The sequence below is a fragment of the Candidatus Methylomirabilota bacterium genome (assembly GCA_003104975.1).
Lineage (GTDB): Bacteria > Methylomirabilota > Methylomirabilia > Methylomirabilales > Methylomirabilaceae > Methylomirabilis.
The window spans coordinates 319,280-344,052 of record PQAM01000010.1 but is presented as its reverse complement, the minus strand read 5'-3'; the positions used below and the strand labels follow the sequence as shown (position 1 = coordinate 344,052).

At 60.7% G+C, this 24,773-nt stretch carries 19 protein-coding genes; 14 read left to right on the top strand and 5 right to left on the bottom strand.

From position 1 onward, the window contains the following. Window positions 1-456: 456 nt before the first annotated feature. From C3F12_08515 to C3F12_08500, 4 genes are all read left to right on the top strand, one after another. Window positions 457-1,749: a hypothetical protein gene (locus tag C3F12_08515; GenBank protein PWB46094.1), complete on the top strand. Its 1,293-nt coding sequence runs from the start codon at window positions 457-459 to the stop codon at window positions 1,747-1,749. 307 nt (window positions 1,750-2,056) lie between these two features. Further along, window positions 2,057-3,121: an efflux RND transporter periplasmic adaptor subunit gene (locus C3F12_08510; GenBank protein PWB46406.1), complete on the top strand. Its 1,065-nt coding sequence runs from the start codon at window positions 2,057-2,059 to the stop codon at window positions 3,119-3,121. Then, entirely contained in the window at window positions 3,118-6,324 is a 3,207-nt protein-coding gene (locus tag C3F12_08505) for a CusA/CzcA family heavy metal efflux RND transporter (GenBank protein ID PWB46093.1), read from the top strand. Before C3F12_08510 ends, C3F12_08505 begins: the two co-directional genes overlap by 4 nt. Before the next feature lie 83 nt (window positions 6,325-6,407). Beyond that, window positions 6,408-6,758, top strand: a complete 351-nt coding sequence (locus C3F12_08500; GenBank protein ID PWB46092.1) for a hypothetical protein — start codon at window positions 6,408-6,410, stop codon at window positions 6,756-6,758. A gap of 305 nt (window positions 6,759-7,063) precedes the next feature. Here the strand turns inward: C3F12_08500 and zwf are convergent, their stop codons facing one another. The 3 genes from zwf to C3F12_08485 form a co-directional block, all read right to left on the bottom strand. Continuing rightward, window positions 7,064-8,650 (bottom strand): glucose-6-phosphate dehydrogenase, encoded by a 1,587-nt coding sequence (gene zwf, locus C3F12_08495; GenBank protein PWB46091.1) that lies wholly within the window; start codon window positions 8,648-8,650, stop codon window positions 7,064-7,066. 138 nt (window positions 8,651-8,788) lie between these two features. Continuing rightward, entirely contained in the window at window positions 8,789-11,644 is a 2,856-nt protein-coding gene (gene tal / locus C3F12_08490; GenBank protein PWB46090.1) for a transaldolase, read from the bottom strand. A gap of 39 nt (window positions 11,645-11,683) precedes the next feature. After that, a complete protein-coding gene (locus C3F12_08485; GenBank protein PWB46405.1) occupies window positions 11,684-13,693 on the bottom strand; it encodes a glycogen debranching protein in 2,010 nt (669 codons plus the stop codon). Between the two features lie 597 nt (window positions 13,694-14,290). Between C3F12_08485 and C3F12_08480 the strand changes: the two genes are divergently transcribed. After that, window positions 14,291-14,761, top strand: a complete 471-nt coding sequence (locus C3F12_08480) for a hypothetical protein (protein PWB46089.1) — start codon at window positions 14,291-14,293, stop codon at window positions 14,759-14,761. A gap of 131 nt (window positions 14,762-14,892) precedes the next feature. On the opposite strand, the gene C3F12_08475 is transcribed toward C3F12_08480, so the two are convergent. Then, the gene (locus tag C3F12_08475; GenBank protein ID PWB46088.1) at window positions 14,893-15,753 is read right to left on the bottom strand and encodes a lipo-like protein; all 861 of its coding nucleotides are present in this window, start codon (window positions 15,751-15,753) and stop codon (window positions 14,893-14,895) included. Window positions 15,754-16,295: 542 nt separating this feature from the next. Here C3F12_08475 and C3F12_08470 point away from each other — a divergent pair. Both C3F12_08470 and C3F12_08465 read left to right on the top strand, forming a co-directional pair. Beyond that, window positions 16,296-16,865, top strand: coding sequence for a hypothetical protein (locus C3F12_08470; GenBank protein PWB46087.1), 570 nt, complete (start codon window positions 16,296-16,298; stop codon window positions 16,863-16,865). Then, window positions 16,862-18,049: a hypothetical protein gene (locus C3F12_08465; GenBank protein ID PWB46086.1), complete on the top strand. Its 1,188-nt coding sequence runs from the start codon at window positions 16,862-16,864 to the stop codon at window positions 18,047-18,049. Before C3F12_08470 ends, C3F12_08465 begins: the two co-directional genes overlap by 4 nt. An 11-nt stretch (window positions 18,050-18,060) precedes the next feature. Here C3F12_08465 and C3F12_08460 read toward each other — a convergent pair whose 3' ends face one another. Then, window positions 18,061-18,339 (bottom strand): hypothetical protein, encoded by a 279-nt coding sequence (locus C3F12_08460; protein PWB46085.1) that lies wholly within the window; start codon window positions 18,337-18,339, stop codon window positions 18,061-18,063. A 223-nt stretch (window positions 18,340-18,562) separates the two neighbouring features. On the opposite strand from C3F12_08460, the gene C3F12_08455 reads away from it, so the two are divergent. From C3F12_08455 to C3F12_08425, 7 genes are all read left to right on the top strand, one after another. Further along, complete coding sequence (locus C3F12_08455) at window positions 18,563-19,156, top strand: RNA polymerase subunit sigma (protein PWB46084.1); 594 nt, start codon at window positions 18,563-18,565, stop codon at window positions 19,154-19,156. Further along, window positions 19,153-19,476, top strand: coding sequence for a hypothetical protein (locus tag C3F12_08450; protein PWB46083.1), 324 nt, complete (start codon window positions 19,153-19,155; stop codon window positions 19,474-19,476). The genes C3F12_08455 and C3F12_08450 overlap by 4 nt, the downstream gene beginning before the upstream one ends. A gap of 411 nt (window positions 19,477-19,887) precedes the next feature. Next, on the top strand, window positions 19,888-20,505 hold the full coding sequence (locus C3F12_08445) for a hypothetical protein (protein PWB46082.1): 618 nt from the start codon (window positions 19,888-19,890) through the stop codon (window positions 20,503-20,505). A 401-nt stretch (window positions 20,506-20,906) separates the two neighbouring features. Beyond that, a complete protein-coding gene (locus C3F12_08440; protein PWB46404.1) occupies window positions 20,907-22,097 on the top strand; it encodes a methyltransferase in 1,191 nt (396 codons plus the stop codon). 13 nt (window positions 22,098-22,110) lie between these two features. Further along, on the top strand, window positions 22,111-23,079 hold the full coding sequence (locus C3F12_08435; protein PWB46081.1) for a radical SAM protein: 969 nt from the start codon (window positions 22,111-22,113) through the stop codon (window positions 23,077-23,079). 9 nt (window positions 23,080-23,088) lie between these two features. Further along, window positions 23,089-24,222, top strand: coding sequence for an inorganic phosphate transporter (locus C3F12_08430; protein ID PWB46080.1), 1,134 nt, complete (start codon window positions 23,089-23,091; stop codon window positions 24,220-24,222). A 19-nt stretch (window positions 24,223-24,241) separates the two neighbouring features. Further along, a complete protein-coding gene (locus C3F12_08425; protein PWB46079.1) occupies window positions 24,242-24,760 on the top strand; it encodes a hypothetical protein in 519 nt (172 codons plus the stop codon). Window positions 24,761-24,773: the final 13 nt, after the last annotated feature.

Below are 24,773 nucleotides of genomic sequence, written 5' to 3'. Positions count from 1 at the left end.
ATGGCGAATGCCCAGATGACCACAATGATGGGTCATGACACGGACACACAACAAACCGAAGGGATGTGTCCGGTGCCTTGTGGCGTTCCCCCGTACGCTGTCGGTGTTGAATCGAACGGGTTGGTCCAGGGCCTGCCCGTGGTTAACCCTATCCTGACACTTGCTGCAGCAGTTCGGCCCATCTTCCATCCCCCTACGCTCGCCTGACGACTTCCAACTCTACCTAAACGAACTCTTTCATTAACACGCTCGTTCCGGGCGCTCGGCGCCAAGCCATGGCTGATGGCGTGAGCGGTGGTGTGCTCCGCTTCATCTCGTCGTACGTCCCTGTACGGCTCGACGCGGGCGCAATAAATTGCGCCCCTACGTAGGCTATGCGGTCCGTGCTTCGTCTGTCGTCGACGATGGGTCGCACACCACCGCCCACGCCACACCCGAAACTCGAAAGGGGAAGCGATGCGCAACAGAAGACATCTTACGATTGCAGTCATGTTCGTGCTGTTGTCGGCAACGCCCTGTGCCGCTGAGCCGTCGCTCGCCTTGACGCTGGAAGCGGGCGCCGATCTCGGCGAACTGCTGGCGGAAGCGCTCAAGTCGAATCCGGAAATCCTGGCGGCTCGCAAAGCGGTGGAGGCGGCGCAGGCGCGGATCATCCAAGCCCGCTCCCTTGATGATCCGGAGCTGAACATCGAGAGCTGGATGATCCCGCTCAATCAGCCCACCAACATGAATAAGGCCAACACCCATATGGTGAACCTTCGCCAGCGGCTCCCCTTCCCCGGCAAGCTTCGCCTGAAGGGGGAAGTGGCAACCCAGGAGCAGGCCATGGCAACAGCCCGCTATCGAGCCAAAGAGCGGGAGATCATCGCCGACGTCAAGAAAGGCTACGCCGATCTGTTCATGGCCGATCGCGATCTCCAGATTACTCAAGAGCAGCTCGATCTCCTTGAGCGGATCCTCAAGACAGCCGAAGTCAGATACGCGGTGGGGAAGGTGGCACAACAGGATGTGATCAAGGCGCAGGTAGAACAGAGCGACCTACTGAATCGCCTCATTCTCGCAGAGCAGGCGCGGCAATCGGCAGAGGCAAAGCTGAATACGCTCCTGAACCGCCCGGCTGATTTCCCCATCGGCCGAACGGCAGAACATGAGCCGTCCTCCATGCCTTTTGAACAAGCAGACCTCTACAAACTGACACTGGATTCCAGTCCCCAACTCCAGGAAGCCGCCTCTGGCATCACGCAAGCAGAGCGCGCCCACGAGCTCGCCGTCAGGAATCAGCGATATCCCGACTTCATGCTTGGCCTGGGCTACTGGTATGCCCCTCAAGCGGATTTCCAGCACACCTATTCCGCGATGCTGACCTTCACCATTCCGTTTTTCTGGACGAAGGCCAGGCACGACAAAGAAGTTGAAGAGGCGTCAGCCCAGATCGCGCGGGCGGAGGCAAGCCATCGGGCCGTGAAGAACCTGGCGTTTCTCGAGATCCGGGATAACTTGCTCAAATCGAATGCCGCCAGGAAATCGGTGACCTTGTATCGGACCGGACTGCTCCCCCAAGCCGAGTTGTCATTGGAAGCTGCCGAGGCAGCCTACAAGACCGGCCGTCTTGAGTTCACCGGCTTGCTGGAAGCCGAGCGGGCGCTTCGCGAGGTCCGCCTTGGCTACTATCGCGCGTTAGTCGCGCTCGAACAGAGCCTGGCCGATCTCGAGCGGGCGATTGGCCGAGACATTCTTGGTAAGCAGTGATCAGTGGTCAGTGGCTAGTGACTGGTGACTATGGGCGGTGACGTCGTACACCGCATGACAATAGCGTGGAAGGAGCAGATTGATGACGAAGAACAGAAGATATGCCCTCGCAGTCGTCTCGGCCGTTCTGCTGAGCGCCGGCTGCAGTCAAGGCAATGCCCCGAGTGGCCAAGCTACTCAGCAGAGGCAGGAGTCGATGCAAACAGGGAAGCCCATGGCCGCTGAGCAGATGCAGGGGATGCCAGGAATGGAGATGGGTAGTCAGATGAAGGGAATGCCGGGCATGGCGATGCCCTCAGATGGGATCATGGTGGATCCCGCCAAGCAGCAGCTTATGGGCCTGCGGATCGTCGAAGCGACCTACCAGCCTTTAGAGAAAACCATCCGGACCGTAGGGAGGATCGATTACGACGAGCGAAAGCTGAAGCAGATCCAGACCAAGATCGAGGGCTGGATCGAGCGCCTCTACGTCGATTTTACGGGAACATTCGTGAAACGAGGCGGCCCGCTGTTCAGCATCTACAGCCCGGAGTTGGTCTCGGCCCAGGAGGAGTACCTCCTCGCCCTGCAAGCAAAAACCCGGATCGGCTCCAGCCCCTTCGAGCGGGTGGCTGCTTCGGGACGCTCTCTGCTCGAAGCGGCCCGGCGGCGTCTGCTCCTCTGGGACATCACTCCGGAGCAGATCGCTGAGCTGGAACGGAGCGGCACGCCAACCAAGACGCTCACCCTGATCTCCCCCATCGACGGCTTTGTCATCGAAAAGATGGCCCTCGAAGGGATGCGGGTGGATCCCTCGATGGTCCTGTACAAGATCGCTGATCTTTCCACCGTCTGGGTCTACACCGACATCTATGAGTATGAGCTACCCCTCGTCAAGGTAGGGCAGGAGGCTATGGTCCGGCTCTCCTACTATCCCGGCCGGACCTTCCGGGGACGGGTGATCTACCTCTATCCCTATCTGGACAGTAAGACCAGGACAGCTAAGGTCCGACTGGAGCTCCCGAATCCGAGCGCCTCGCAACTCAAGCCGGGGATGTTCGCCGATGTGGAGCTGAAGGTGGCCCTAGGGAAGCGGTTGGCGGTTCCTCACGAGGCGATCCTTGATTCAGGAACGCGGCAGATTGTGTTTGTCGAGAGCGGTGAAGGCCGTTTCGAACCGAAGGAGGTCACGCTGGGTCTCAGGGTCGATGACCGCCATGAGATCCTTGCCGGACTCAAGCCCGGAACCCGAGTGGTAGCCAGCGCCAATTTCTTCCTCGATTCGGAGAGCAAGCTCCGGGAGTCGATGGGCGCCATGGCCGGGATGGCCGGCATGGAGCGGATGCGGATGGATAAAATGCAAGGGATGGAGGGAATGGGAGGACGCCAATGATCGAGCGCCTGATTGCCTGGAGCGCACGGAATCGCTTCCTGGTATTTCTCGCTGTGATCTTTTGCTCGCTCTGGGGGGTCTACGCCCTGCGGGGTCTCCCCCTTGACGCGATCCCGGATCTGTCCGATGTCCAGGTCATCATCTTCACTGACTGGCCCGGCCGAAGCCCGGATCTGGTTGAAGACCAGATCACCTACCCCATCATCACCAAACTTGTCTCTGCGCCCAAGGTCAAGTTCGTCAGGGGCCAGTCGTTCTTCGGCCTCTCATTCGTCTATGTCATCTTTGCAGACGGGACCGACATCTATTGGGCGCGCAGCCGGGTCCTGGAGTACATGCAGGGCGTAGCCGGCAGGCTGCCGCCGGGCGTAGTGCCAACCCTCGGGCCCGACGCCACCGGTGTGGGGTGGGTCTACCAGTACGCCCTGATCGACCGGAGCGGCCGGTATGACCTGGCCTTCCTCCGCAGCCTTCAGGACTGGCAGCTTCGGTATGCGCTCGCCGCCGTTCCTGGCGTCGCCGAAGTGGCCGGCGTGGGCGGCTTCGTCAAGCAGTATCAGGTCACTGTCAATCCGAATGCGCTGCTCGCCTATCACCTCCCGCTCAATGAGGTCATCGAGGCCATCCGCCGCAGCAACAACGACGTTGGCGGCCGGGCCATTGAGGCCTCCGGCACGGAGTACATGGTGCGGGGCCGAGGGTATATCCGGTCAGTCGCCGACATCGAAAACGTGCCGCTTGGAACAAACGACCAGGGTACGCCGATCCTGCTGCGCGACATCGCGAAGGTCTGGATCGGCGCCGACATGCGGCGCGGGATCACCGACTACAACGGCGAGGGTGAGGCCGTCGGGGGCGTCATCGTTATGCGCTATGGCGAGAACGCCCTGGACGTGATCAACGGGGTCAAGGCGAAGATCGAGGAGATCAGGCCGGCCCTGCCCGATGGAGTAGAGATCGTTCCGGTCTATGACCGCTCCAGCCTCATCCAGCGCGCCATCGCCACGCTCAAGGAGAAATTGATCGAGGAGAGCATCATTGTCAGCCTGGTCTGCATTATCTTCCTCTTCCATTTCCGAAGCGCTCTGGTGGCGATCCTGATCCTCCCGATTGCCATCCTCCTCGCGTTCGTCCCGATGTACTACATGCGCCTCACGTCCAATATCATGTCGCTGGGAGGGATCGCCATCGCCATCGGGGCCATGGTCGATGCCGCCATCGTCATGATCGAGAATGCCCACAAGCGACTGGAGCGGTGGGAGCACGAGGGAAGGCCGGGCAGTCGCGCTGAGGTCATCATTCAGGCAGCCCAGGAGGTGGGCAAGCCGCTCTTCTTCTCGCTACTGGTCATCACGGTCTCCTTCATCCCGGTCTTTACCCTGGAGGCCCAGGAAGGGCGGCTTTTCAAGCCCCTGGCCTATACCAAGACCTTCGCCATGTTCTTCGCCTCGCTCCTCTCAGTCACCCTGGCCCCGGCCCTGATGCTGCTCCTAATCCGTGGGCGGATCGCTACAGAGACAAAGAATCCCGTCAGCCGGTTCCTCATCTGGCTCTACTATCCGGTTGTTGACACCGTTCTGCGGTTCCGCAAGACGACCGTCGTCTTGGCGTTGGCTGCCCTGGTCGCGACCCTTCCCGCCTTTCTTCGCCTCGGTTCCGAGTTTATGCCGCCTCTGAACGAAGGGACAATCCTCTACATGCCCTCGGCCCTTCCCGGCCTCTCCGTCACCCCGGCGGCCCAGATCCTCCACATCCAGGACAAGCTCCTCCGTCAATTTCCCGAGGTGCAATCGGTCTTCGGCAAGATCGGCCGGGTCGAGTCTCCAACCGATCCGGCCCCCATCATGATGGTCGAGACCCTGGTCGAGCTGAAGCCGGAGTCCGAGTGGCGCAAAGCCCGCCAGCAGCGATGGTACTCACGTTGGGCGCCCGACCCCCTCAAAACGCTTCTACAGCCCATCTGGCCCGAGGAGCGGACGATGACCTTCGACGAGTTGGTGGACACCATGGATGCCAAGATGCGCTTCCCCGGAATGCCGAACGTCTGGTGGATGCCGATCCAGACCCGGACCGAGATGCTGGCCACGGGCTTTCGGAGTGTGCTTGGGCTCAAGATCTTCGGCCCAGACCTCCAGGTGATCGACCAGATCGGAAAACAGATCGAGGCGGCCATCGCGATGGTCCCGGGAACACGGAGCGTCCTGTCGGAACGCACGACAGGCGGCTATTTCATCGACTTCAGGGTCCGGCGGCAAGAGGCGGCCCGCTACGGTCTCCGGGTCGAGGACGTGGAAGAGGTCATCGAAACCGCCATCGGAGGAAAGGAGATCTCGATGACGGTCGAAGGGCGGGAGCGATACACGATCCAGCTCCGATATCCTCGGGAGTTACGGGACGACGTCGAGGCGCTGAAGCGGGTCCTGGTCCCCACCCCAATGGGGGCACAGGTCCCTATGGCCCAACTGGCCGACCTCAGCATCACGACAGGTCCGCCATCTATTCGGGATGAGGGGGGCGCCCTGGTCGGCTATGTGTTCATCGATGTGACCGGTCGCGACCTGGTTGGGTACGTCCAAGAGGCCAAAAAAATGATCGCACAGATGGTGCAGATCCCTAAGGGGTACTACCTAAGTTGGGCGGGGCAGTTCCAGTACTTCGAGCGGGCCAAGGCTCGCCTGATGATTGTCGTTCCGCTAACCCTCGCGATCACCTTTGTCCTCCTGTTCCTGAACTTCAACTCGGTCGCGAAGACACTCATTGTCCTGCTCTCCATCCCCTTCTCGCTGGTGGGGGGGATCTGGCTACTATATCTGCTCGGCTACCACCTGAGCGTGGCGGTCTGGGTCGGGATCATCGCCCTGGCCGGGGTCGCGGCTGAAACCGGGGTGGTGATGATTGTCTATCTCGATGAGGTCTATGAGCGTCGCATTCGGGAAGGAACGATGCGGAATCTCAGCGATCTTTACGAAGCGATCATCGAAGGGGCGGTTCAGCGGGTCCGGCCTAAGATGATGACGGTGACCGCCATTATGGCGGGCCTGTTGCCCATCATGTGGAGCCACGGGACGGGGGCCGACGTCATGAAGCGGATCGCCGCCCCCATGGTCGGCGGCATGGTCACCTCCACCATCCTCACCTTACTGGTCATCCCGGCGATCTACGCCCTCTGGCGAAGCCGGCAACTGCAACGAGGCGCTCAATAAACTCTACCGAACCCGCTCCTCTGACCTATATTAGAGTTAGAGAATAATATCGCTGGCGTTGTCACTGCAAAGGAGGTGTGAAAATGAGATGCGTGACTAGGATTGGACTTGGAATGGCATTGGCAGTCTTGGGCGTCGCTATGACCGCGCTTGATCCACCTGAAGCCCTCGCGACCCATGTGGTCATCCATACGGGCAAGCTCCACGAGGCGGTCACGAGCGTCAGCGCTGGGGATCATATCACCTGGATCAATGCCACGGGCGACCCCGCCATTCGCGTGGTCTTCGAAAATGGCACGCTGGGAGCCCCGGTCAGGAGCAAGCTGTTTACGACGGAAGCGAGCATCGAGTTCCCCCGTGTCGGTACCTACCCGTACCATATTCATGTCGGGGCGAGGCCGCTAGTTTTAAAGGGGACGATCGAGGTAAGGTAGCTCTCGAATCGTTCATCTAGAAACTCGCATTGAGAAGTTTCCGGCACCGCGGGTCACTGAAAGAAGTGACCCGCGGTGTATTGTCTAATTCCTCAGTCCGGCGACATGCATTGATAAGGTTCGGGGGGAGCCCTGTGGCGGTCCGCATTGGAGAAGGTAGCGAGAGGACCACGCTTCCCAAAGAGGCGTGGAACACCCTTCTGCGTTACGTACAGGAGGGAGTCCTTAAGGCGCTGTAACCCATGAGGGGAGCCGCCTCATTGAGACATGCTCCTCTCCTTTTTCCCGCCGCTCCTGCGACGCGATCATGGGTTGACCCACTTCCGGTCGTTGGCCTCGATGAAGCGGTCGGCCTCTTTTGGGCCCCAGCTTCCGACGGGGTAGTACGCCAGGCCGGTGCGGCCTGCGGCGGCCCAGGCCTCGAGGACAGGCGTCACCAGCGCCCACGCGGACTCCACCTCATCGCGCCGGATAAATAGCGTCGAATCCCCGAGCATGCAGTCCAGCAGCAGTCGCTCGTAGGCCTCTGCAGGATCGACCCCGAAGGCCTCCCGGTATGAGAAGCCCAGTCGAGCCGGCACCAGGCTGATGTACGGTCCAGGCGGCTTGAGCCCTACTCGTAATGAGATCCCTTCGTCCGGCTGGATGCGGAGCGTGAGGCGATTCGGCTCCACGATGTCCCGACTCTCGTGGCCGGCGTGGGCCGTGTGCTGAAACAGCAGCAGTGGCGGCCGCTTATACTGGATCGTGACCTCGGTGACCCGCTTCGGCAGCGCCTTGCCGGTCCGCACGTAAAACGGCACCCCCGCCCAGCGCCAGTTGTCGATCTCCAGGCGCAGCGCCACAAAAGTTTCCGTGGCTGTCTCCGTCGCGACCCTGGGCTCGTCGGCGTAGGCCACGATCTTGTTTCCTTTCAGTGTCCCGCTGATGTACTGCGCCCGAACGGTTGCGTCCTCGATCCGCTCGACCGGGACGGGACGGATCGCCCGCAGGACCTTGACCTTCTCGTCGCGGACCGCATCCGGCTCAAAGGTAGCGGGCGGCTCCATGGCCACCAGCGACAGGAGCTGCAGCATGTGGTTTTGCACGATATCCCGCAGAGCGCCCGCGCTGTCGTAGTAGCCGCCGCGATCCTCCACACCCAGGTCCTCGGCCACCAGGAGTTGCACGTGGTCCACATACCGCCGATTCCATAACGGTTCAAAGATGCTGTTGCCGAAGCGGAAGGTGAGGATGTTCTGGACGGTCTCCTTGCCCAGGTAGTGGTCGATCCGGTAAACCTGCGGCTCGCGGAAGACGCGATGGATGTGGGTGTTCAGGGCTGTGGCCGTGGCCAAGTCATGCCCGAACGGCTTTTCGACGATAATCCGGCAGCAGCCGCGAGTCTTCGGGGCAGGGGTCGTGTCGTACGGCGCCTCCCCCGTCTCGCTCACCAGTCCGGCGGCCCCCAGGCGCGCCACAATCTCCGCATAGGCCGAGGGGGGTGTGGCCAGGTAGTAGAGCCGATAGCCGCCGGTTCCGTGTCGGTGATCTACGTCGGCGAGAAGCGTCCGGAGCCGCTCGTAGCCGGCAGGCTCCTCGAATGCGGCCGCGACATAGTAGAGGCCGCGCGCCAGGCGGTCCCACACCTCCGGTTTCACCGGACGCAGGCGGGCATACTGCTCCACCGCCTTGCCCATCTCGTCGCGAAAGGCCTGATGGTCCTTCTCCCGTCTCGCAAACCCGATTACCGCGAACCGGTCAGGGAGCAAGTCGTCGTGCATGAGCGCGTAGAGGGCCGGCAGGAGCTTGCGCCGCGTCAGATCGCCGGACGCGCCAAAGATGACGAGCGCACACGCGTCCGGCACCTGATAACGGGAAGGTTGAGCGTTCGCCTCAGTCAAGAGCCGCATCTTCGCTAACCTCCGGAAGGGGGCTCGGCATGCCCGCCACGCAGCAAGCGGCGCACCAGGTTGGCGCCCATTCTCCCCAGACCGATCATCCCGAGTTGCATCGTGTCTGCTCCTTATAGGAAACGCAGCGGTCAGCTCTCAGCGTAATGCTTGTTGTAGTGCCGCGTGTAGTGATGCCAGGCCGGCCTCCACATCGGAACCGAGATGAACCCGTAACGCCCGGCGATTCCGCGCCGCCAAGACCTGGAAGTCGCCACGCGCCTGGGCGGCTTTGACCACGCCAAAGCTGAACCCCTGTCCGGGCACAGGCAGGTCGAACGCGTCGTCGCACGTAATCTGCAGAAAGACGCCCGTGTTCGGTCCGCCCTTGTAGGCCTGACCGGTCGAGTGCAGGAAGCGGGGGCCAAAACCCAGGCATGTCGCCACACGCTTGTTGTCACGGACTGCGTGACGCAGCCTTTGAAGCGCGCTTTCATGGGCGTCGTTCATCTCGATATAGGCCAGGAGCGCAAAGTAATCGCCGGGCTGCAGTCGGTTCAGGTGCGCCCTGAGATACCCGACGAGCGACCGGTCGCGGCCTGCGGCCGTGGCCAATGTGGCGGCGTTCTTGTCGTCACTGAACAGCACGATACCGTTGTCCTGAAGGATCGGGGTCTCCAGCAGTAGCGACCCTGTCTTCTCATATTCCGCCGTCAAGGTTCGCGTAGCCGTCTTACTCGCTTCCACGTCGGGCTGATTGAAGGGATTGATCCCGAGAAGCGATCCGGCTACGGCGGTCGCAATCTCCCACCGGAAGAACTCCTGGCCCACGTCATAGGGATCAGCAATCGAAATTCGGACACTGGGGTGGCCGGCCCCCTCCAAGGCATCCAATGCGGCATCCTGCGAGGGATCTGGATCGGACGCCAATCGGAGGTAAATGAACACGCGATCGGCGCCATACACCTCGATGGGACCTTCCGACTCACGATCGACGGGGATCAACCCTTTCCCCTCCTTCCCGGTCGATTCAGCAAGGAGCTGCTCCAGCCATGCGCCGAAGTGCCGGATGTCTGGCGACGCGATGATCGTCACTTTGTCGCGTCCGTGTGTGGCGAGCACACCCAGGACGGTGCCCAGAACTACGCCGGGATTCTCCTCAACCGGGACGCATGAGGCGCACGCATGGGCCATCGTCTCGGCACGGTCCAGCAGCTTCAGCACGTCGAGGCCCATGATCGCTGCCGGCGCCAGGCCGAAATCGGACAGGGCCGAGTAGCGGCCGCCGATACTTGGAAGGCCAAAGCAGATGTGACGAAAGCGAAGCGACTCGGCAAGCCGTTGCAGCTCCGACCCGGGGTCGGTAATGGCCATGAACCGGCTCCCGGCCTGGTCGGTGCCGACGGCCTGTCTTACGCGCTCAAAGAAATACCGGGTGAAGATGTTTGGCTCCAGGGTGGTACCTGACTTGCTCGACACGATGAAGATCGTGTTGGCCAGGTCCACTTGTCCCTCAAAGGTCCTGACTTGAGCAGGATCGGTCGAGTCGAGGACGTGCAGATCGGGGTAGCCGTTCTGTGTGCCGAACGTTCGGGCCATCACTTCGGGACAGAGGCTGGAGCCCCCCATCCCCAACAGCGCCGCATGCGAGAACCCGGCGTCCCTGATCTCTTCGGCAATGGCCCGCAAGCGACTCTCGGTCGCTTGCGGATCCTCGGTAATCCCTAACCAGCCCAGCCACTCCCCTTCATCCGTCGCTGTCCAGACGGTGGCATCCCGCACCCATAGTCTTCGCACCTTGCCGTCCACGCGCCACGCATCGAGCGACGCGCTGACCGCGGCAGCGAGATCGTCAGGGAGTGTGTAGGTTTGACGACCCGCCAGAGCACTGACGGCCGCCCGGCATCGCGCCTCCACCGCTCGCAGCAGCTTATCGAATGCCTCGGCGAACAGCCGCACGCCCTCATCCAGCAGCCGGTCGGTGACCTCGTCCATCGAGATGCCGATCCGCTCAAGCGTCCGCATCGTTGCCTCCGCGCCCTCGACATCCTCTTCGAGGCTGAACCGTGGGCATCCGTGATCGCGAAACGCCTCCAGCGTTGACGACGGCATCGTGTTCACCGTGTCGGGGCCGATCAGTTCCTCTACGTAGATCACGTCGCGGTAGCTCGGATTCTTGGTGCTGGTGCTGGCCCATAGGACACGCTGGGTGTGCGCCCCCTTGCTCGCGAGGGCCTGCCAGCACTCACCGTGAAAGATCGCCTTATATCGCTGGTAGGTGAGTTTCCCGTTGGCGATGGCGATCTTGCCGAGCAGACCTCGCAGCAGCGCCTGCTCACCGGCGCTCGTGGCGGTCTTCAGCCGCGCGCTGAGCATGGCGTCGATGGCCGTGTCAATGCGGCTGATGAAGAAGCTGGCGACACTGGAGACCCGGCTCGGATCGCCGCCACTGGCCACCAGTGCATCGAGCCCCGCCACGTAGGCCTTGGCAACCTGCTCGTAGACCTGTTGGGAGAAGAGCAGGGTGACGTTGATATTGATCCCCTCCTCGATGAGCTTTCTCACGGCGACAATGCCTTCATGGGTACCCGGGACCTTGATCATCACGTTGTCGCGCCCCACCATTCGCCACAGTCTCCTCACCTCCTCAAGGGTGGCCTGCGTGTCACGCGCCAGGTACGGCGAGACTTCGAGACTGACGAAGCCGTCCCGTCTTTTCGTCTGCTCATAGACAGGCCGGAGCAGATCGGCGGCGTCCTGAATGTCTTGGACGGCCAACTGCTCGTAACGCGACTTCGCGTCCAGATCCCGCTGCCCCTGGAGGCGCGCGAGGGCCTCGGCGTAGTCGGTGCTTCCGGTGATCGCCTTCTCAAAGATGGCGGGGTTGGAGGTGATGCCGCGCAGCCCGTCTTCATCCACCAGGCGCTGTAACTCGCCACTGGTGATAAGACCTCGCCGGATATAGTCCAACCAGACCGATTGTCCGTGCTCACGCAACGCTTGCACAACGTTCATGGTTTGCTCCTTTTGAATCATGCGGCCTGCTCCCAGCTTTCAGCTACCCGTAAGAGTGTACCACAGCTCGGAGACATCCTCGACGGCGGCGCGCAGCAGCTCCGCCACGCTCCAGGCCTGAGCGATGCAGCCGCGCGGCCGATGAGGCGGATCGCCGTCAAAGATCTCCGAGACCTGGCCGAGCCCGGCCTCGCGCAGGTGCGCGCGGAAAGGCGCAAGCCACGCCGCCGCCTGCTCACGGGCCTCCTTGGTGCCGCCATTGACCTTGATGTAGGCGGTGATGAACGGCCCCATCAACCATGGCCAGACGGTCCCCTGGTGATAGGCGCCGTCGCGGCTGTACTGGTCGCCCTCGTAGCGCCCGCGATAGTGCGGGTCGCTCGGCGCAAGGCTCCTAAGCCCATATGGCGTGAGCAGCTCTCGCTCCACCAGATCGACGATCCCCTTGGCTCGGTCGGCGGCGAGCATCGTGTGCGGCAGGCTGACGGCGAGGATCTGGTTGGGCCGGATGGCGGCGTCGCTCGCGTCCTTGTCAACGACGTCGTACAGACACCCGGCCGTCTCGTTCCAGAACAGCCGGTTGAAGCTGTGCCGTGTGAGCGTCGCCATCTCGCGGCACTGCGTGGCATTGGCTGGATCGCCAAGCGCCTGTGCAAGCTGCGCCACCACGCCCAGTGCATTGTACCAGAGCGCCTGAATCTCCACCGCCTTGCCGGGCCTGGCCGTCACCATGAAGTCGCCCGCCTTGGCATCCATCCAGGTCAGTTGCACGCCAGGCTCGCCACAGGTGAGCAGGCCGTCGTCATCTATACGGATACCGTAGCGTGTGCCGCGCAAATGCCAGGCGATGATGTCACCCAGCAGGTCATACAGATGCAGCTTGATAAACGCGAGGTCGCCGGTGTAGTGCAGGAGCGCCCGCACCGCCTCGAAGAGCCACAGCGAGGCGTCGACCGTGTTGTATTCCGGCGCCTGACCCGCGTCGGGAAAGCGATTCGGGAGCAGCCCGTGATCTGTCTCACGCGCAAAGGCCAGCAGGATGCTTTTGGCCACGTCGGCCCGCCCCGTCACAAGCGTGAGACCCGGCAGCGCGATCATCGTGTCGCGGCCCCAATCCGTAAACCAGGGATAACCCGCTATGACCGTCCTATCATTCCCCCGCTTGACGATGAAGTGGTCGGCCGCCGCCGCCAGCGTCTGAACCAGCCCGTCGCGGGATGGCACTGTGGCAAGCAGCTTGCCGCGCCGAGCGATCTGGGCCAGCCTGTGCTCAGCAGCGCTTCTTACATCGTGAGGCTCCGTCGAGGCGATGATGGTCGCTTCCGCTCGGCGACTCAGATCCCACCTCAAGGCGAACGGGCTGAACAGGTCCTCACGAAAGTCGAGTCCCCGCTCGCGCTCCGCCTCATACTCGAAGTTGCGATACCAATGCCCTGTTGCGTCGAGCTCGTCGGCGTCGTACGCGACGTGCAGCGCCGGCAAGCTATCATAAGGTGTCACTACCGCCCCATCGGCTGCCACCTGCACCTGAGGATTCAGCGCGTCGTTTTCATGGGTTGTAACGTGGTAGTCGCGGAACGCGATGAGCGGCCGTACCTCGATAAAATAGTGATCAGTGACTAGTGGTAAGTGACCAGGATTGCGGGTGGCAGATCGCAATTCATATTGAATGATCGTGCTGTTTTCGCCGTGGATCATGAAGACCGATTTCTGGATCTCGATCCCTTCGATGACGTAGGTGAAGATCGGGAATGGGTCGAGGCGGAACCGCCTGAGGTATTGGTAGCCTTGTGGATGGACGGCGCCGGGATACTGGTTGGCCGAGAGCTCGAAGCGCCGGCCGTTGATGATGCACACTTCCTCAAGCTTTGAGAGCAGTGCCAGGCGACCCACCGGCGGCTTGGTGGCGGCGATCAGCAATCCGTGATAGCGTCGCGTGTTGAGACCGATGATGGTGGAGGAGGCGAATCCGCCCAGCCCGTTGGTCTCCAGCCACTCGCGGTGGAGTGCCGCCGTGAGGTTGCTGCAGATCGCTTCACCGAATTCGATCACTCGTAACCTCCTGATCTTGCATGTTGGATCAATTGTGATCGCCTCCCCTGGAAAAAGGAATCAGAATTTTCTTTGCCCCTCGACACTCTAACACCGAAGAATAGAGATTCACGCCGCAACTCGGTCATTTGGTTGTCATTGCGAGCACTCGAAGGGTGCGCGGCAATCTCACCGTTCTGTTTTCGTAAGATGGCGAAACTTGCGGATGAAGAACGGTTGGATTGCTTCGCTGCGCTCGCAATGACGCATCCTAATGTCTATTCTTCGGCTGACAGCCACTCCTCGTTCATGGGGTTAGATGCATGCTGACGGTCAGCGATTCACCATCGAAGCAGATCAGCGTCGGGCATTCGGCCAAGACCCCGAGGCGGTGCGCGTCCCTTTCCGGCCGTTACAGTCTGCTCCGACGTCTCCTTCCAATACGTCAGTCGTCCAAGTTTCAAGACAAGAAGTCTAGCGAATCCCCCACACGATTCCTTGCATCTCAAGAACTGGTAGGAGGAGAAAGGAGGTGCGCGCGTCGAGTTCAAGGGTTAGGGAGCCGAAGATGTCGAGGTGTGCAACAGAGAACCACAAACACACAGGAGGATACCGATGAAACATCGAAGGATTCTCGCGTTGACCATGATCGGGGGGCTGGTCGTCATCGCGTTGCTGGGAAGTGGGCGCGCCTCCGAAGCGGCACAGACGACGATCACCCTTCAGCGGTCCCAAGGGGTCGAACGTGGCAGCGGCGAGGCGGTAATGACCGACAGCGCCCTGACCCTCCGCGTGAAGGACCTCAAGCCCGAATCGGTATATAGCGTCTGGTACGTAAATATGGAGCCGAAACACGAGATGGCCGGCGTCGGATCATCCCCGTATATGTTCAAGATGGACAAGAAGGGGGTCGCGACCTTCAAGGCGAAGCTCGATCGGCAGCCCTTTGGCGTATGGCAGATGCTGGTGATCGTCCGTCATCCCACCGGCGACCCTCAGGATATGGAGCACAAGGAGGACGCGTTGTGGGCGCCGCTGGGCAAGTCTGCGGGGAAAGGACCCATGAACCCCTGCGCCGGTAAGTAGTGAACTGTTATCACAGGCTTCTCCTCGACCTGAGCCCCAGGTGTGGTTTTCGAGCAGCCGCCCCTGGGGCTCATCCTCGGTCATTCCCAGGCTGAGAGCTGCCCATCACCACCACACCCTCACCATGCTGATCACTGGCACCCGCCCTCTCTGCTCGCAGTTGTCCAGGTCAGGTGCTTGTAGTCGAAGTCACCCTCTTCGATGAGGTTGAATTTGATGATCTGGAAGTTGGGGCTCAGGTCGAAGTCGCGCGGCAAAATCTGCGAGTAGTGGCGCATCGTCAAGGGGTAGGCGTATGGGACGGCCTCGAGCAGCATGTCGTCAGGTGGATTGCCGATATCGACCACCGGCAGGATCGGGTAGCCGACCCGCTGGAAGGCCTGGGCGATCATCCCTGAACAGATCACCTGGTGCTCGGTGCAGTTGCCCAGGCAGGTCTGGATGGTCCGCCGCTTCAGGAAGCCGAACTCCACCGGGCTGAGGAGCATCAGGGTCAGATCCAGGAAATTACGGTGGTCGTACGCCTTGCCGAGGTCCGCCAGGACTGAGTCGATCACGCGATCCAGATCGGCAGGGTCGATCTTGAAGGGCCTGCAGATCCGCAGGTTGTGCCACTGATACTTTGGGAGGGGCGAGGCCACCACCCCATGATCGGGCAGCGCCTCGATGAGCAGGCAGTCGGCGAGTTGGCCGAACCGGGCCAGCGCCTGCTCGCGCAGGGCTTCTCCCCGACGCAGCAGTTCATCTCCTACGTACAGGGCACAGTGACTCCACTGGCTCTGGGTGGTGTACTTGATGAGTTGGCTGATTCTGAGCATCCCCTCGATGAGGACCACATCCCCCTTCCGGATATGTTTATAGAGTCGCCCCATGCTGTTGGGGACCTTGATCTCATACGCGCCGACCTCCCGGTTGAGGCGTCGCGTGACCGCCCGCTTCATGATCTCCTTCAGCCGGACGAAGGGTGATTGAAGGGCTGCAGGGCATTGCATGGCTGACACCTTATACGCTCACGTTTATTAGATGCGGCAGGGTCGCCCCCGGATACGCAAAAGCGCGGGGAGACGGCGCATCGCATCCCGCGCATCCTTTCCGTTTTATGCCTCATCTATATCCATAGAAAGAAGTAGCGTGAACAGGATGGGTGGAATGGTGGGCTGGATGGAGGGAAGGCAGATGAGGGTGGCTCAAGACAAGAACCTGACAGACCCTGATGCGAAAGAGCTGGCGAAGGTCTTGGTGATGGACCTGGGTTATAAACCGAGTGTTGATGAGCGGCCCGCTCGTCTGCACTTTTAGAGGAGAAGACGATGGAAGGCCTTATAGGATTGTTAGCCGTGATCGGAATCGGGTACTGGCTTGCCAACACAAGCGGCTCGACCTGAGGGACTTCATGCCCCCCGGAGGGGGGCGTGCCAGATGCGAAGGATCCTGAACGCGATGTCGAAAAAGAGTAATTTCTCCTATCCATCGTATAGCTACCCGTATTATGGCTCTTGCTACGCCTATGACGCCTACGGCCGGTGCATGAGTTATGCGCCTGCTGGCGGTTACTCCCCCGACTGATGCGGACTCGCCCTTGCGGTCTTACGTGCGACATGTTCACTTGAGCCTTCTGGCTCTCGGGCTCTTGCTGACGGCATGTGCCGCCGGTCAGCTTCGGGGCCACACGTACATCAATGAGGCCAAAGGCTACCTCGCCCTGCTGCCCTCGGACGGGTGGAATGTTGAGATGGATAACGAGGCGGATCTGGTCTTGCGTCATCGGAGCAGTCAAGCGGGGATTGTGGTCAATGCCACCTGTGACGAGACCCTACCGAACCGACCGCTGGAGATCGTAATGCGACACCTCTTTTTCGGCATCCGCGAGAAGGAGATTCTGAGGCAGGATCGTCGCACGACGAGCCAGGGGGAGGCAGTAGAGGTGGTTGTACGAGGTGAGCTGGGTGGTCAGAGACTCCTGCTCCATGGTTATACCCTCAAGGGATCTGACTGTGTCTACGACCTTGTACTGTTCGCGTCTCCTGAGAAGTATTCGGGGGTAAACGAGGAGTTTGAGGCCCTGATTCATCGGTTTCAGCTCTCGAGAGGGGAGAAACGGTGAGGCGATTCTTCGCATACCTGGGGGGCAGTTTCCTGCTGGCACTGCAGGCGTTGCGCGAGGCCATCCTGCCACCCTACGAGTTCACCCTCTTTGTGGCGCAGATTCATGCGATGGGGGTCCTGTCGCTGGTCCTGACGGTGGTCTCGGGCCTCTTTGCCGGGATGGTCGTGGCGCTGCAGGGGGCGCATGAGCTGCAGCGATTCGGCGCGATTCTCTACATCGGACCCACGGTGGCGCAGTCCATGGTTCGGGAGGCGGCTCCGGTCATGACGGCGCTCCTGGTGGGGGGCAAGGTCGGGGCGGGGATCACGGCCGAGCTGGGGGCGATGATGGTCACAGAGCAGGTCGATGCCCTCCGAGCCATCGGGGCGAATCACGTGAAGTTCCTGGTGGTTCCTCGACTCCTGGCCGGGGTCGTGGTCTTTCCGCTTCTGACCAGCATTGCGAACGTCGTCGGGATGATCGGCGGCCTCCTGGTGGCCATGTTTCAATACCGACTCGACCATCTGCTGTACTGGAATACCATCGTCGAGATCAGCGTCGGGAGCGCGGAGCAGCCTCGCCTCCCCGACGGCGCAACCCTGCAGGTCGAGGAGCGGCTGGACGTTGCCGCCTTTATCGGCCAGGGGCAGCGGGTCCTGGGACACGCGGAGCGGGTCGCCGCCTCTCTCGATACCATGCTGTCAACGCTGGAAGAGTCCAAGACACCTGAGGCTATTGCCGGGGCGGCCAGGACCTTGGAGCGGATCGCCGCATCGATGGAGCGCGGAGAAGGGGCCATACCGTGGCTGATTCAGGATCCGGCCAGCCGCCGACTTGTGCAGGACATGGCCCGTGCTGCTGAGGCGGTGGGGGCTCTGGCCAAGGAAGTTAAGGAGGGCCAGGGTTTGGCCCATGTTCTAATTGACGATCCGGAGGGCGCCAAGCTGGTCCAGGAGTCCAGGGATTTGGTGAAAAACCTTACGGAAGCCTCCCGGCACCTCAACGAGATTAGTGAGAAAATCGCCAGAGGCGAAGGGACCCTGGGCGCATTGCTCGCCGATCCCATCCTCTACGAGAACTTGACGACGCTTTTAGAAGGTACGCAGCGAAGCCGGCTTCTCCGCTCGGTGATCCAGAGTACCCTGGAATCGGGGCGGCATGCGCGCAAAGACAGGCGGACGGAGGAGGTCAAAAAGAGGTGACATGCAGACCTTCAGGCACGGGATGGCGTCGCGTCGTGCGGCAGGCTCAGACGATGCTCTGTAGCCAGGAGCTGGTCGATCTCGTCTTTGACCCGCGGATGGCTCCTCAGTCGCTCAAAGATATGGGGATGGACGGTATGCAGGTACTCCAGCAGGGTCCGGTCATTAAGCGGTAATCCCCAGGCATGCCGATCAAGGATCCAGTCGCTCAGCCGGTCTTTTGCCTGCCGGTGGACGCTGGGGTCCTGAAAGAGCAGATCCAGCAGGTGCGTGAGCAATGGTGCATTCATGGCTAACTCCTTCTGCTGTTTAGATGGCGGCGCAACAATCTGGGATGCGCGCCGATGCCCCTCTCACGATTGCGATTGAGATTTGCGGCAGGGCTTTATATAATTCGCCGTCGGCTGAGAAGCAAAGCTGGTGTCGTGATCTGAACGCGGTGCCTTTTGGCGGGGAGGGAGCTCCGAATCGTTCCGCAATATCGAGGCATCTAATACTGTACCGAGGGATCAGATGGATCTTCCGGATCAGGACCTCGTCGAGCGGATAAAAGGCGGAGACGAGGCGGCCTTCGACGCGCTCCTGGGTCGCTATCAGGAGCGGGTCTATCGACTGGCCATGTCGATGACCAGAAACCGGGAGGATGCCGAGGAGGTCCTCCAGGATGTCTTCCTCGCGGTGTATCGCAAGATTGAGAGCTTCGAGAGCCGCTCAGCCTTCCGCACCTGGCTCTATCGAATCACCGTTAATGCCGCCCTGATGAAGCTCCGAAGCCGGGGGCCGATCCAGGAGTCGATCGAGGCGTACCTCCCCCAGTTTACGAAGGATGGGCGGCATGCCCAAATGGTTCATGACTTCACGCACGGGCCGGAGGATCGGCTCTTGCGGAATGAGCGCGAGCGCCTGCTCTGGGAGGCCATCGACGCCCTCCCGCCTGACTACAAGGTGGTCCTCGTCCTGAGGGATTTCGAGGGGCTCTCGAATGAAGAGGCGGCCGAGGTGGTGGGCGCGTCGCTGCAGGCCGTCAAGGCGCGCTTACACCGGGCACGTCTGGTCCTTCGCGGCAGGCTGGAACGATACATGACAGAATTGGGATCAAAGGGATGACCATGAGCTTCTGGGAGCGTCTGACACGCTGGACTGGGAAGCCGTTTTGGGGACGCGCGGGGATGCTCACCTGCCAGCAGCAGGTGGAGCTGCTGGCCGACTATCTCGATGGGACCCTGCCCCCCGAAACCAGCAGGGCGCTGGAGCGGCATCTTGAGGACTGCCCGGACTGTCACAACTTCATCAAGACCTATCAGGCGACGACGGCTTGGGTCAGAACGCTCCCCTACGAGGCGATGCCCGAGGAGCTGACAACCCGATTGACAAGCTTCCTCAAGACGCAGATTCGCCAGGAGAGAGCAGGCGGGGATCACCCGTGAGCATCATCTCCCAGCCTTCACACCATGTCTGTCCTTTCTGTAGGAAGGCCGGTCACACCGGTGGACAGGTATGCCTCAGGCTGACAGATTTCTCTGTGACAGTTCCGAGTAACAATAGTACAGAACCGCTCCCGCTACTGCCTCTGTAGTCCCCCCCCGGTTTTCAATCGAGCCGTCTCACTTGCCAAGGCCGCTGCTGGTCGTCTCCCTTCAAGAAACGTCTGGCGAATCCTTTCAGGCTCATACTTCCGCGCGGCCGTGAATCCTCCGGGCTGCCCCTGCATCTAAAAGACAGAGAAGGGGCGAGCCGGCAACTCCGCCCGTGGGATCACAACGCAATAGAACTGCCGAAGACATCAACGAAGACAGGGTCAGTGAAGACCCGTACGTACAACAATGAAGGAGAAAACAATGAAACGGTTCAGTATCGGTTCAGCAGTCATGGCGGGGTTCCTGGGCACGCTTGCGATGACGGCCCTGATGTATATGGCCCCGCTCATGGGTCTCCCCAAGATGGATCTGATCGGGGCCCTGGGGCAAGCGCTGCCCATCGGCCTGCCGACCTACCTCACAGGAAGCCTGGTTCACCTGTTCAACGGGGTCGTTCTGGCGATGATCTACGCCGTGGCGTTCGCCACGTGGCTTCCGGGCCCACGGCCCCTCAAGGGCGCTCTTTACTCCATCCTTCCCTGGATCTTTGCGATGGTAGCGCTGGCGCCGGCCCTGACGGTGCTGCATTCCCTCTTGGCTGGGTCCGCCGCCGTACCGGCTATGAATCCATGCGGCGCGGTGGTCCCCATGAATCCATGCGGCGCCGTGGTTGCCACGAACCCGTGTGCGGCGGTGACGCCAGACGGGGGAACCGCGCCGAGTGCGATGCTCATGGCGGGGATGAGTCTGATGGCCCACTTGCTCTACGGTGCCGTCATTGGGGCGGTGTACCGCGCGAAGGACTGCGTAGGAAGCCACAGCCCAGAATCGAGTCCACAAGTTGACGATATAACGTGTCGGCTCGGAAACATAAGATGATGTCTTCATCATCGGCGCCGTCGTTTTGACAACGCAAAAGAGACTCGCCTTGATCGGGCAAAAACGACGCACCCTTGCGAGGCGTGGTGGAGGCCTGACGGTCGCCTTCGCCCGCTTTGTGGCGGGCGTCAGGACCTTCGCGGCTCCCATGGCCGGTTCCGCCAAGATGCCCTTCCCCACTTCCTGGCCTACGATGCCCTGGGGGCAATCTGTGCCACAGCAGCGTGAGTCTCCTGCTTGCTCATGAGGACAAGTTCGCTCGATGTATTCGTTCATAGACGCGAATCCTTTTCATTGCTATGGTCATCTAATCATCGGTTGGAGGCTGAGGGGAGAAAGTTGAAAGTTTTTCACGGGAGGCGCACGTGAGGAGACATACGCTTATGGGCGACGAGAGGCAAATGCTCAATAATGGAACGAACAACGAAAATGCTCGAAGGGCCACTGTTGAAGAATCGGTGCTGGAGCGCTATGGGCAGGCCGCTCGAGAGGTCGAGGTGGGATTATGTGTCCCGGTCAGTTACGACCGATCGCTTCTGGAGGTGATCCCTGAGGAGATCGTCAAAAAGGACTACGGGTGTGGAGACCCGTCACGATACGTGATGGAGGGGGAGACGGTCCTCGATCTCGGGTCCGGGGGCGGCAAGGCCTGTTACATTATTTGCCAGATCGTCGGGCCGAAGGGGAAAGTCATCGGCGTCGACTTCAATGAGGAGATGTTGGCGCTGGCTCGGAAATATCAAGAGGCGATAGGTACAAAGCTCGGCTACCACAACGTGGAGTTTCGTCGAGGCAGGATTCAGAATCTCAAGCTCAACCTGGATCTCGTGGAGGAACATCTGGCGCGTGACCCTGTACACTCGGTCAACGACCTCTCCAGGCTGCGCGAGTTCGAGGAGCGAATCTCGCAGACGCACCCGCTGATTCCTGATGAATCGATCGATGTTGTTGTCTCCAACTGTGTCCTGAATCTGGTCCGACCTGAGGAGAAACGGGAGCTGTTTTCCGAGATGTATCGCGTCCTCAAGCGAGGCGGCAGGATTGCCATCTCTGACATCGTGAGCGATGAACCGGTCCCGGATCACCTGACACACGATCCGGAGCTGTGGAGTGGTTGCGTCTCCGGGGCCTTTCAAGAGGAAGAGCTGCTCCGCGCCTTTGAGGAGGCCAAGTTTTACGGGATACATATCGAGGAGATGAGAACAGAGCCGTACCAGACGATCGAAGGAATCGAGTTTCGCTCGATCACACTGACCGCCAACAAAGGGAAGGAAGGCCCCTGCCTCGAGCGAAACCAGGCGGTGATCTATCGCGGCCCGTGGAAGCAGGTCATGGACGACGATAACCATGTCCTCCCTCGCGGGGTGCGGATCGCGGTCTGCGATAAGACCTACCAGCTCTATTCGAAGGCCCCGTATCAGGATCAGTTTATTCTCCTGCCACCCAGAGAAGAGATTCCGCTGGAACAGGCCGATACGTTTGATTGCGCGCGTACGGAGCGGCGCCATCCCCGCGAGACCAAGGGAATGGACTACACGGTGACCCGGAGCGGCTCCAATGGCTGCGGTCCGGGCAGCACCTGCTGCCCCTGAGGTGAAGTATCCAATGCGTCGCCCCTTTGCTCAACGCATGCGCGACAGTGGTGACGGCTTTCGCAAGCGTCAGATCGATGTGCTCCTGGTGAACATGGGGAGATTGTGCAACCAGGCTTGCCTGCACTGTCACGTGGAGGCCGGGCCTGGACGCAAAGAGATCATGGGGCGTGAAACCGTCGAGGCCATCCTGCGCTTCGTGGAGGTTTCAGGAATTCCGATTGTGGATATTACGGGTGGCGCACCCGAGCTGAATCCGAACTTCGAGTACCTTGTTGTGAAGTCCTGCGTACTGCTCGAGCGTCACGTCATCAATCGGTGCAACCTCACCGTCATCTTTGAGCCTGGCCAAGACTACCTGCCGGAATTTTTTAGGGAGAACCGGATTGAGCTGATCTGTTCGCTTCCCTGTTATCTCGAGGAGAATGTGGATCGTCAGCGAGGAGACGGGACCTTTGAGCTGAGCATCCGCGCCCTTCAGATGCTGAACCGGCTGGGTTACGGCGTGCCGGGGACGGGACTGGATCTTCACTTGGTTTACAATCCGTTGGGCGCGTACCTGCCGCCACCACAGGAGCAACTCGAAGTGGACTACAAACGGGTCCTCCAGGAGAAATACGGCATTGTGTTCAACCGTCTCTACTGCCTGACCAATGTGCCGATCACACGCTTTGAGAAGTTCCTGAAGCTGCGTGGGGAGCACGATCAGTACATGCATCTCCTGGAGTCTGCCTTTAACCCGGCAACCTTGGACCGTGTGATGTGCAGGAATGTGTTGAGCGTGGGCTGGGAAGGGTCGGTGTACGATTGTGATTTCAATCAGGCGCTCCGGATGCCGCTTCGGGATGGAGAGGGTAAGCCGCTGAAGATCTGGGAACTGGACGCAGATTCCGTCGAGGGCCGCCAGATCCTGGTTGGGAACCACTGCTATGCCTGTACCGCAGGGACAGGGAGCAGTTGCGGTGGGGCCATACTCGCTTAAGGAGCACGCATGTTGCCTTGGAACGTAACGCTATTCGTGGCGACGATGTTCGTTGCCTATGCCAACGGGGCCAATGACAATTTCAAGGGGGTGGCCACCCTCTTTGGAAGCGGCACAACGAACTACAGAAAGGCCCTCTGGTTGGCGACGGCCACAACGTTTGCCGGCTCGATAGCGGCAGTCTTTTTGGCCACCACACTCGTCCAGACGTTCCGGGGGCAGGGCCTGATACCTGATGCTCTCGTCGGGTCGAAACCCTTCCCCGTTGCCGTGATCCTGGGCGCGGCCCTCACGGTATTTCTCGCAACCAAAATTGGTGCGCCCATATCGACCACGCATAGTTTGACTGGGGCCTTTGTTGGGGCCGGCCTCGTGGCTGTCGGTTTAGACTTGGACTTTTCAACCCTGTGGTCGAGTTATTTAGGGCCGCTCATGGTAAGCCCATTGATAGCAGTGGGTTTAGCAGTGCTTGGTTACCCGCTTTTCAGACTCGCGGCGAATTGTACCGGGTTCACAAAAGAGACCTGTCTCTGTATAGGGGAAGAGCGTGTTCCTGTGGCCGTGGCCATGACACCTGAAGGGCGACTCGTGACAACGGGCACCGAGTCCCTTCGTGTCGTCGTGGATGAAGAGAGCAATTGCCGGCAGCGTTATAGCGGTACGATGTTCGGCGTAAATGTCCAGACCGTCCTTGACGCTGGTCATTACCTGAGCGCAGGGGCTGTGAGCTTTGCCAGAGGCCTCAATGATACCCCGAAGATCGTCGCCCTCTCCGTGGCTGCAGGAGGACTCAATCTCGGGTGGGGTGTATACCTAGTCGCGCTGTTCATGGCCTTAGGCGGGCTGCTTCATGCGCAGGGCGTAGCTAAGACGGTGAGTAAACGCATCACCGCGATGGACACTGACCAGGGTGTTGTCGCCAACCTGGTGACAAGCTTTCTGGTCATCTTTGCTTCCAGGTGGGGTCTGCCTGTCTCGACCACGCACGTTGCATGTGGAGCCCTGTTCGGGATTGGCGCCAGCAATGGCAAAGGCCAATGGGACGTGATCCGGAATATCGTGCTGGCCTGGGTCATCACGCTCCCGGTTGCGGCATCGCTGGCGGCGGGGATCTACGCGCTGGTGCAACGGATCGCCTCATGATGCAAATGGGAGCTCGCTGATGGGACGCCTTCACAATCTGACCAATGCGCTTGTGGTGCAGCTCTACAAACACGTGCCATGGCTTTCCGAGCGGTGGGCCAAGCGCCATCGTTTCATGGAGACGGAAGGGATCCCTTGGGCATCCTTGAAGAAGCCGGTTCGAGAGTCGGTGATCGCCCTCGTGACCACGGCGGGGGTCCACCTGAAGACTCAACCTCCTTTTGACATGGACGATCCGAACGGCGATCCTAGCTTTCGGGTCATTTCGGCGGACATAAAGCCACAAGAGCTGACGATCACCCACAAATACTATGACCACTCGGCGGCAGACCAGGATCTCAACGTGGTCCTGCCCGTAGACCGGCTCAAGGAGCTCAAGGCCGAAGGGATTATTGGAGGGATCGCCCCCTTTGTCTATGGCTTCATGGGGCATATCGACGGCCCGCACGTAAAGACGCTGGTACAGCAGACCGCACCGGAGGTAGCGCGTCGCCTGCGGCGCGACGGGGCAGAGGCTGTCGTCCTCACCCCGGCCTGAGGGTTGTGCAATC

Bases quoted from the DNA above. Each gene is read 5' to 3' on its own strand.
- C3F12_08480 (PWB46089.1), top strand. From the start codon at position 14,291: ATGAAACATCGAAGGATTCTCGCGTTGACCATGATCGGGGGGCTGGTC.
- C3F12_08475 (PWB46088.1), bottom strand. From the start codon at position 15,753: ATGCAATGCCCTGCAGCCCTTCAATCACCCTTCGTCCGGCTGAAGGAG.
- C3F12_08500 (PWB46092.1), top strand. From the start codon at position 6,408: ATGAGATGCGTGACTAGGATTGGACTTGGAATGGCATTGGCAGTCTTG.
- C3F12_08445 (PWB46082.1), top strand. From the start codon at position 19,888: ATGAAACGGTTCAGTATCGGTTCAGCAGTCATGGCGGGGTTCCTGGGC.
- C3F12_08455 (PWB46084.1), top strand. From the start codon at position 18,563: ATGGATCTTCCGGATCAGGACCTCGTCGAGCGGATAAAAGGCGGAGAC.
- C3F12_08515 (PWB46094.1), top strand. From the start codon at position 457: ATGCGCAACAGAAGACATCTTACGATTGCAGTCATGTTCGTGCTGTTG.
- C3F12_08440 (PWB46404.1), top strand. From the start codon at position 20,907: ATGCTCAATAATGGAACGAACAACGAAAATGCTCGAAGGGCCACTGTT.
- C3F12_08430 (PWB46080.1), top strand. From the start codon at position 23,089: ATGTTGCCTTGGAACGTAACGCTATTCGTGGCGACGATGTTCGTTGCC.
- C3F12_08425 (PWB46079.1), top strand. From the start codon at position 24,242: ATGGGACGCCTTCACAATCTGACCAATGCGCTTGTGGTGCAGCTCTAC.
- C3F12_08460 (PWB46085.1), bottom strand. From the start codon at position 18,339: ATGAATGCACCATTGCTCACGCACCTGCTGGATCTGCTCTTTCAGGAC.
- zwf (PWB46091.1), bottom strand. From the start codon at position 8,650: ATGCGGCTCTTGACTGAGGCGAACGCTCAACCTTCCCGTTATCAGGTG.
- C3F12_08435 (PWB46081.1), top strand. From the start codon at position 22,111: ATGCGTCGCCCCTTTGCTCAACGCATGCGCGACAGTGGTGACGGCTTT.
- C3F12_08505 (PWB46093.1), top strand. From the start codon at position 3,118: ATGATCGAGCGCCTGATTGCCTGGAGCGCACGGAATCGCTTCCTGGTA.
- C3F12_08450 (PWB46083.1), top strand. From the start codon at position 19,153: ATGACCATGAGCTTCTGGGAGCGTCTGACACGCTGGACTGGGAAGCCG.
- tal (PWB46090.1), bottom strand. From the start codon at position 11,644: ATGAACGTTGTGCAAGCGTTGCGTGAGCACGGACAATCGGTCTGGTTG.
- C3F12_08470 (PWB46087.1), top strand. From the start codon at position 16,296: ATGCGCCTGCTGGCGGTTACTCCCCCGACTGATGCGGACTCGCCCTTG.
- C3F12_08510 (PWB46406.1), top strand. From the start codon at position 2,057: ATGGTGGATCCCGCCAAGCAGCAGCTTATGGGCCTGCGGATCGTCGAA.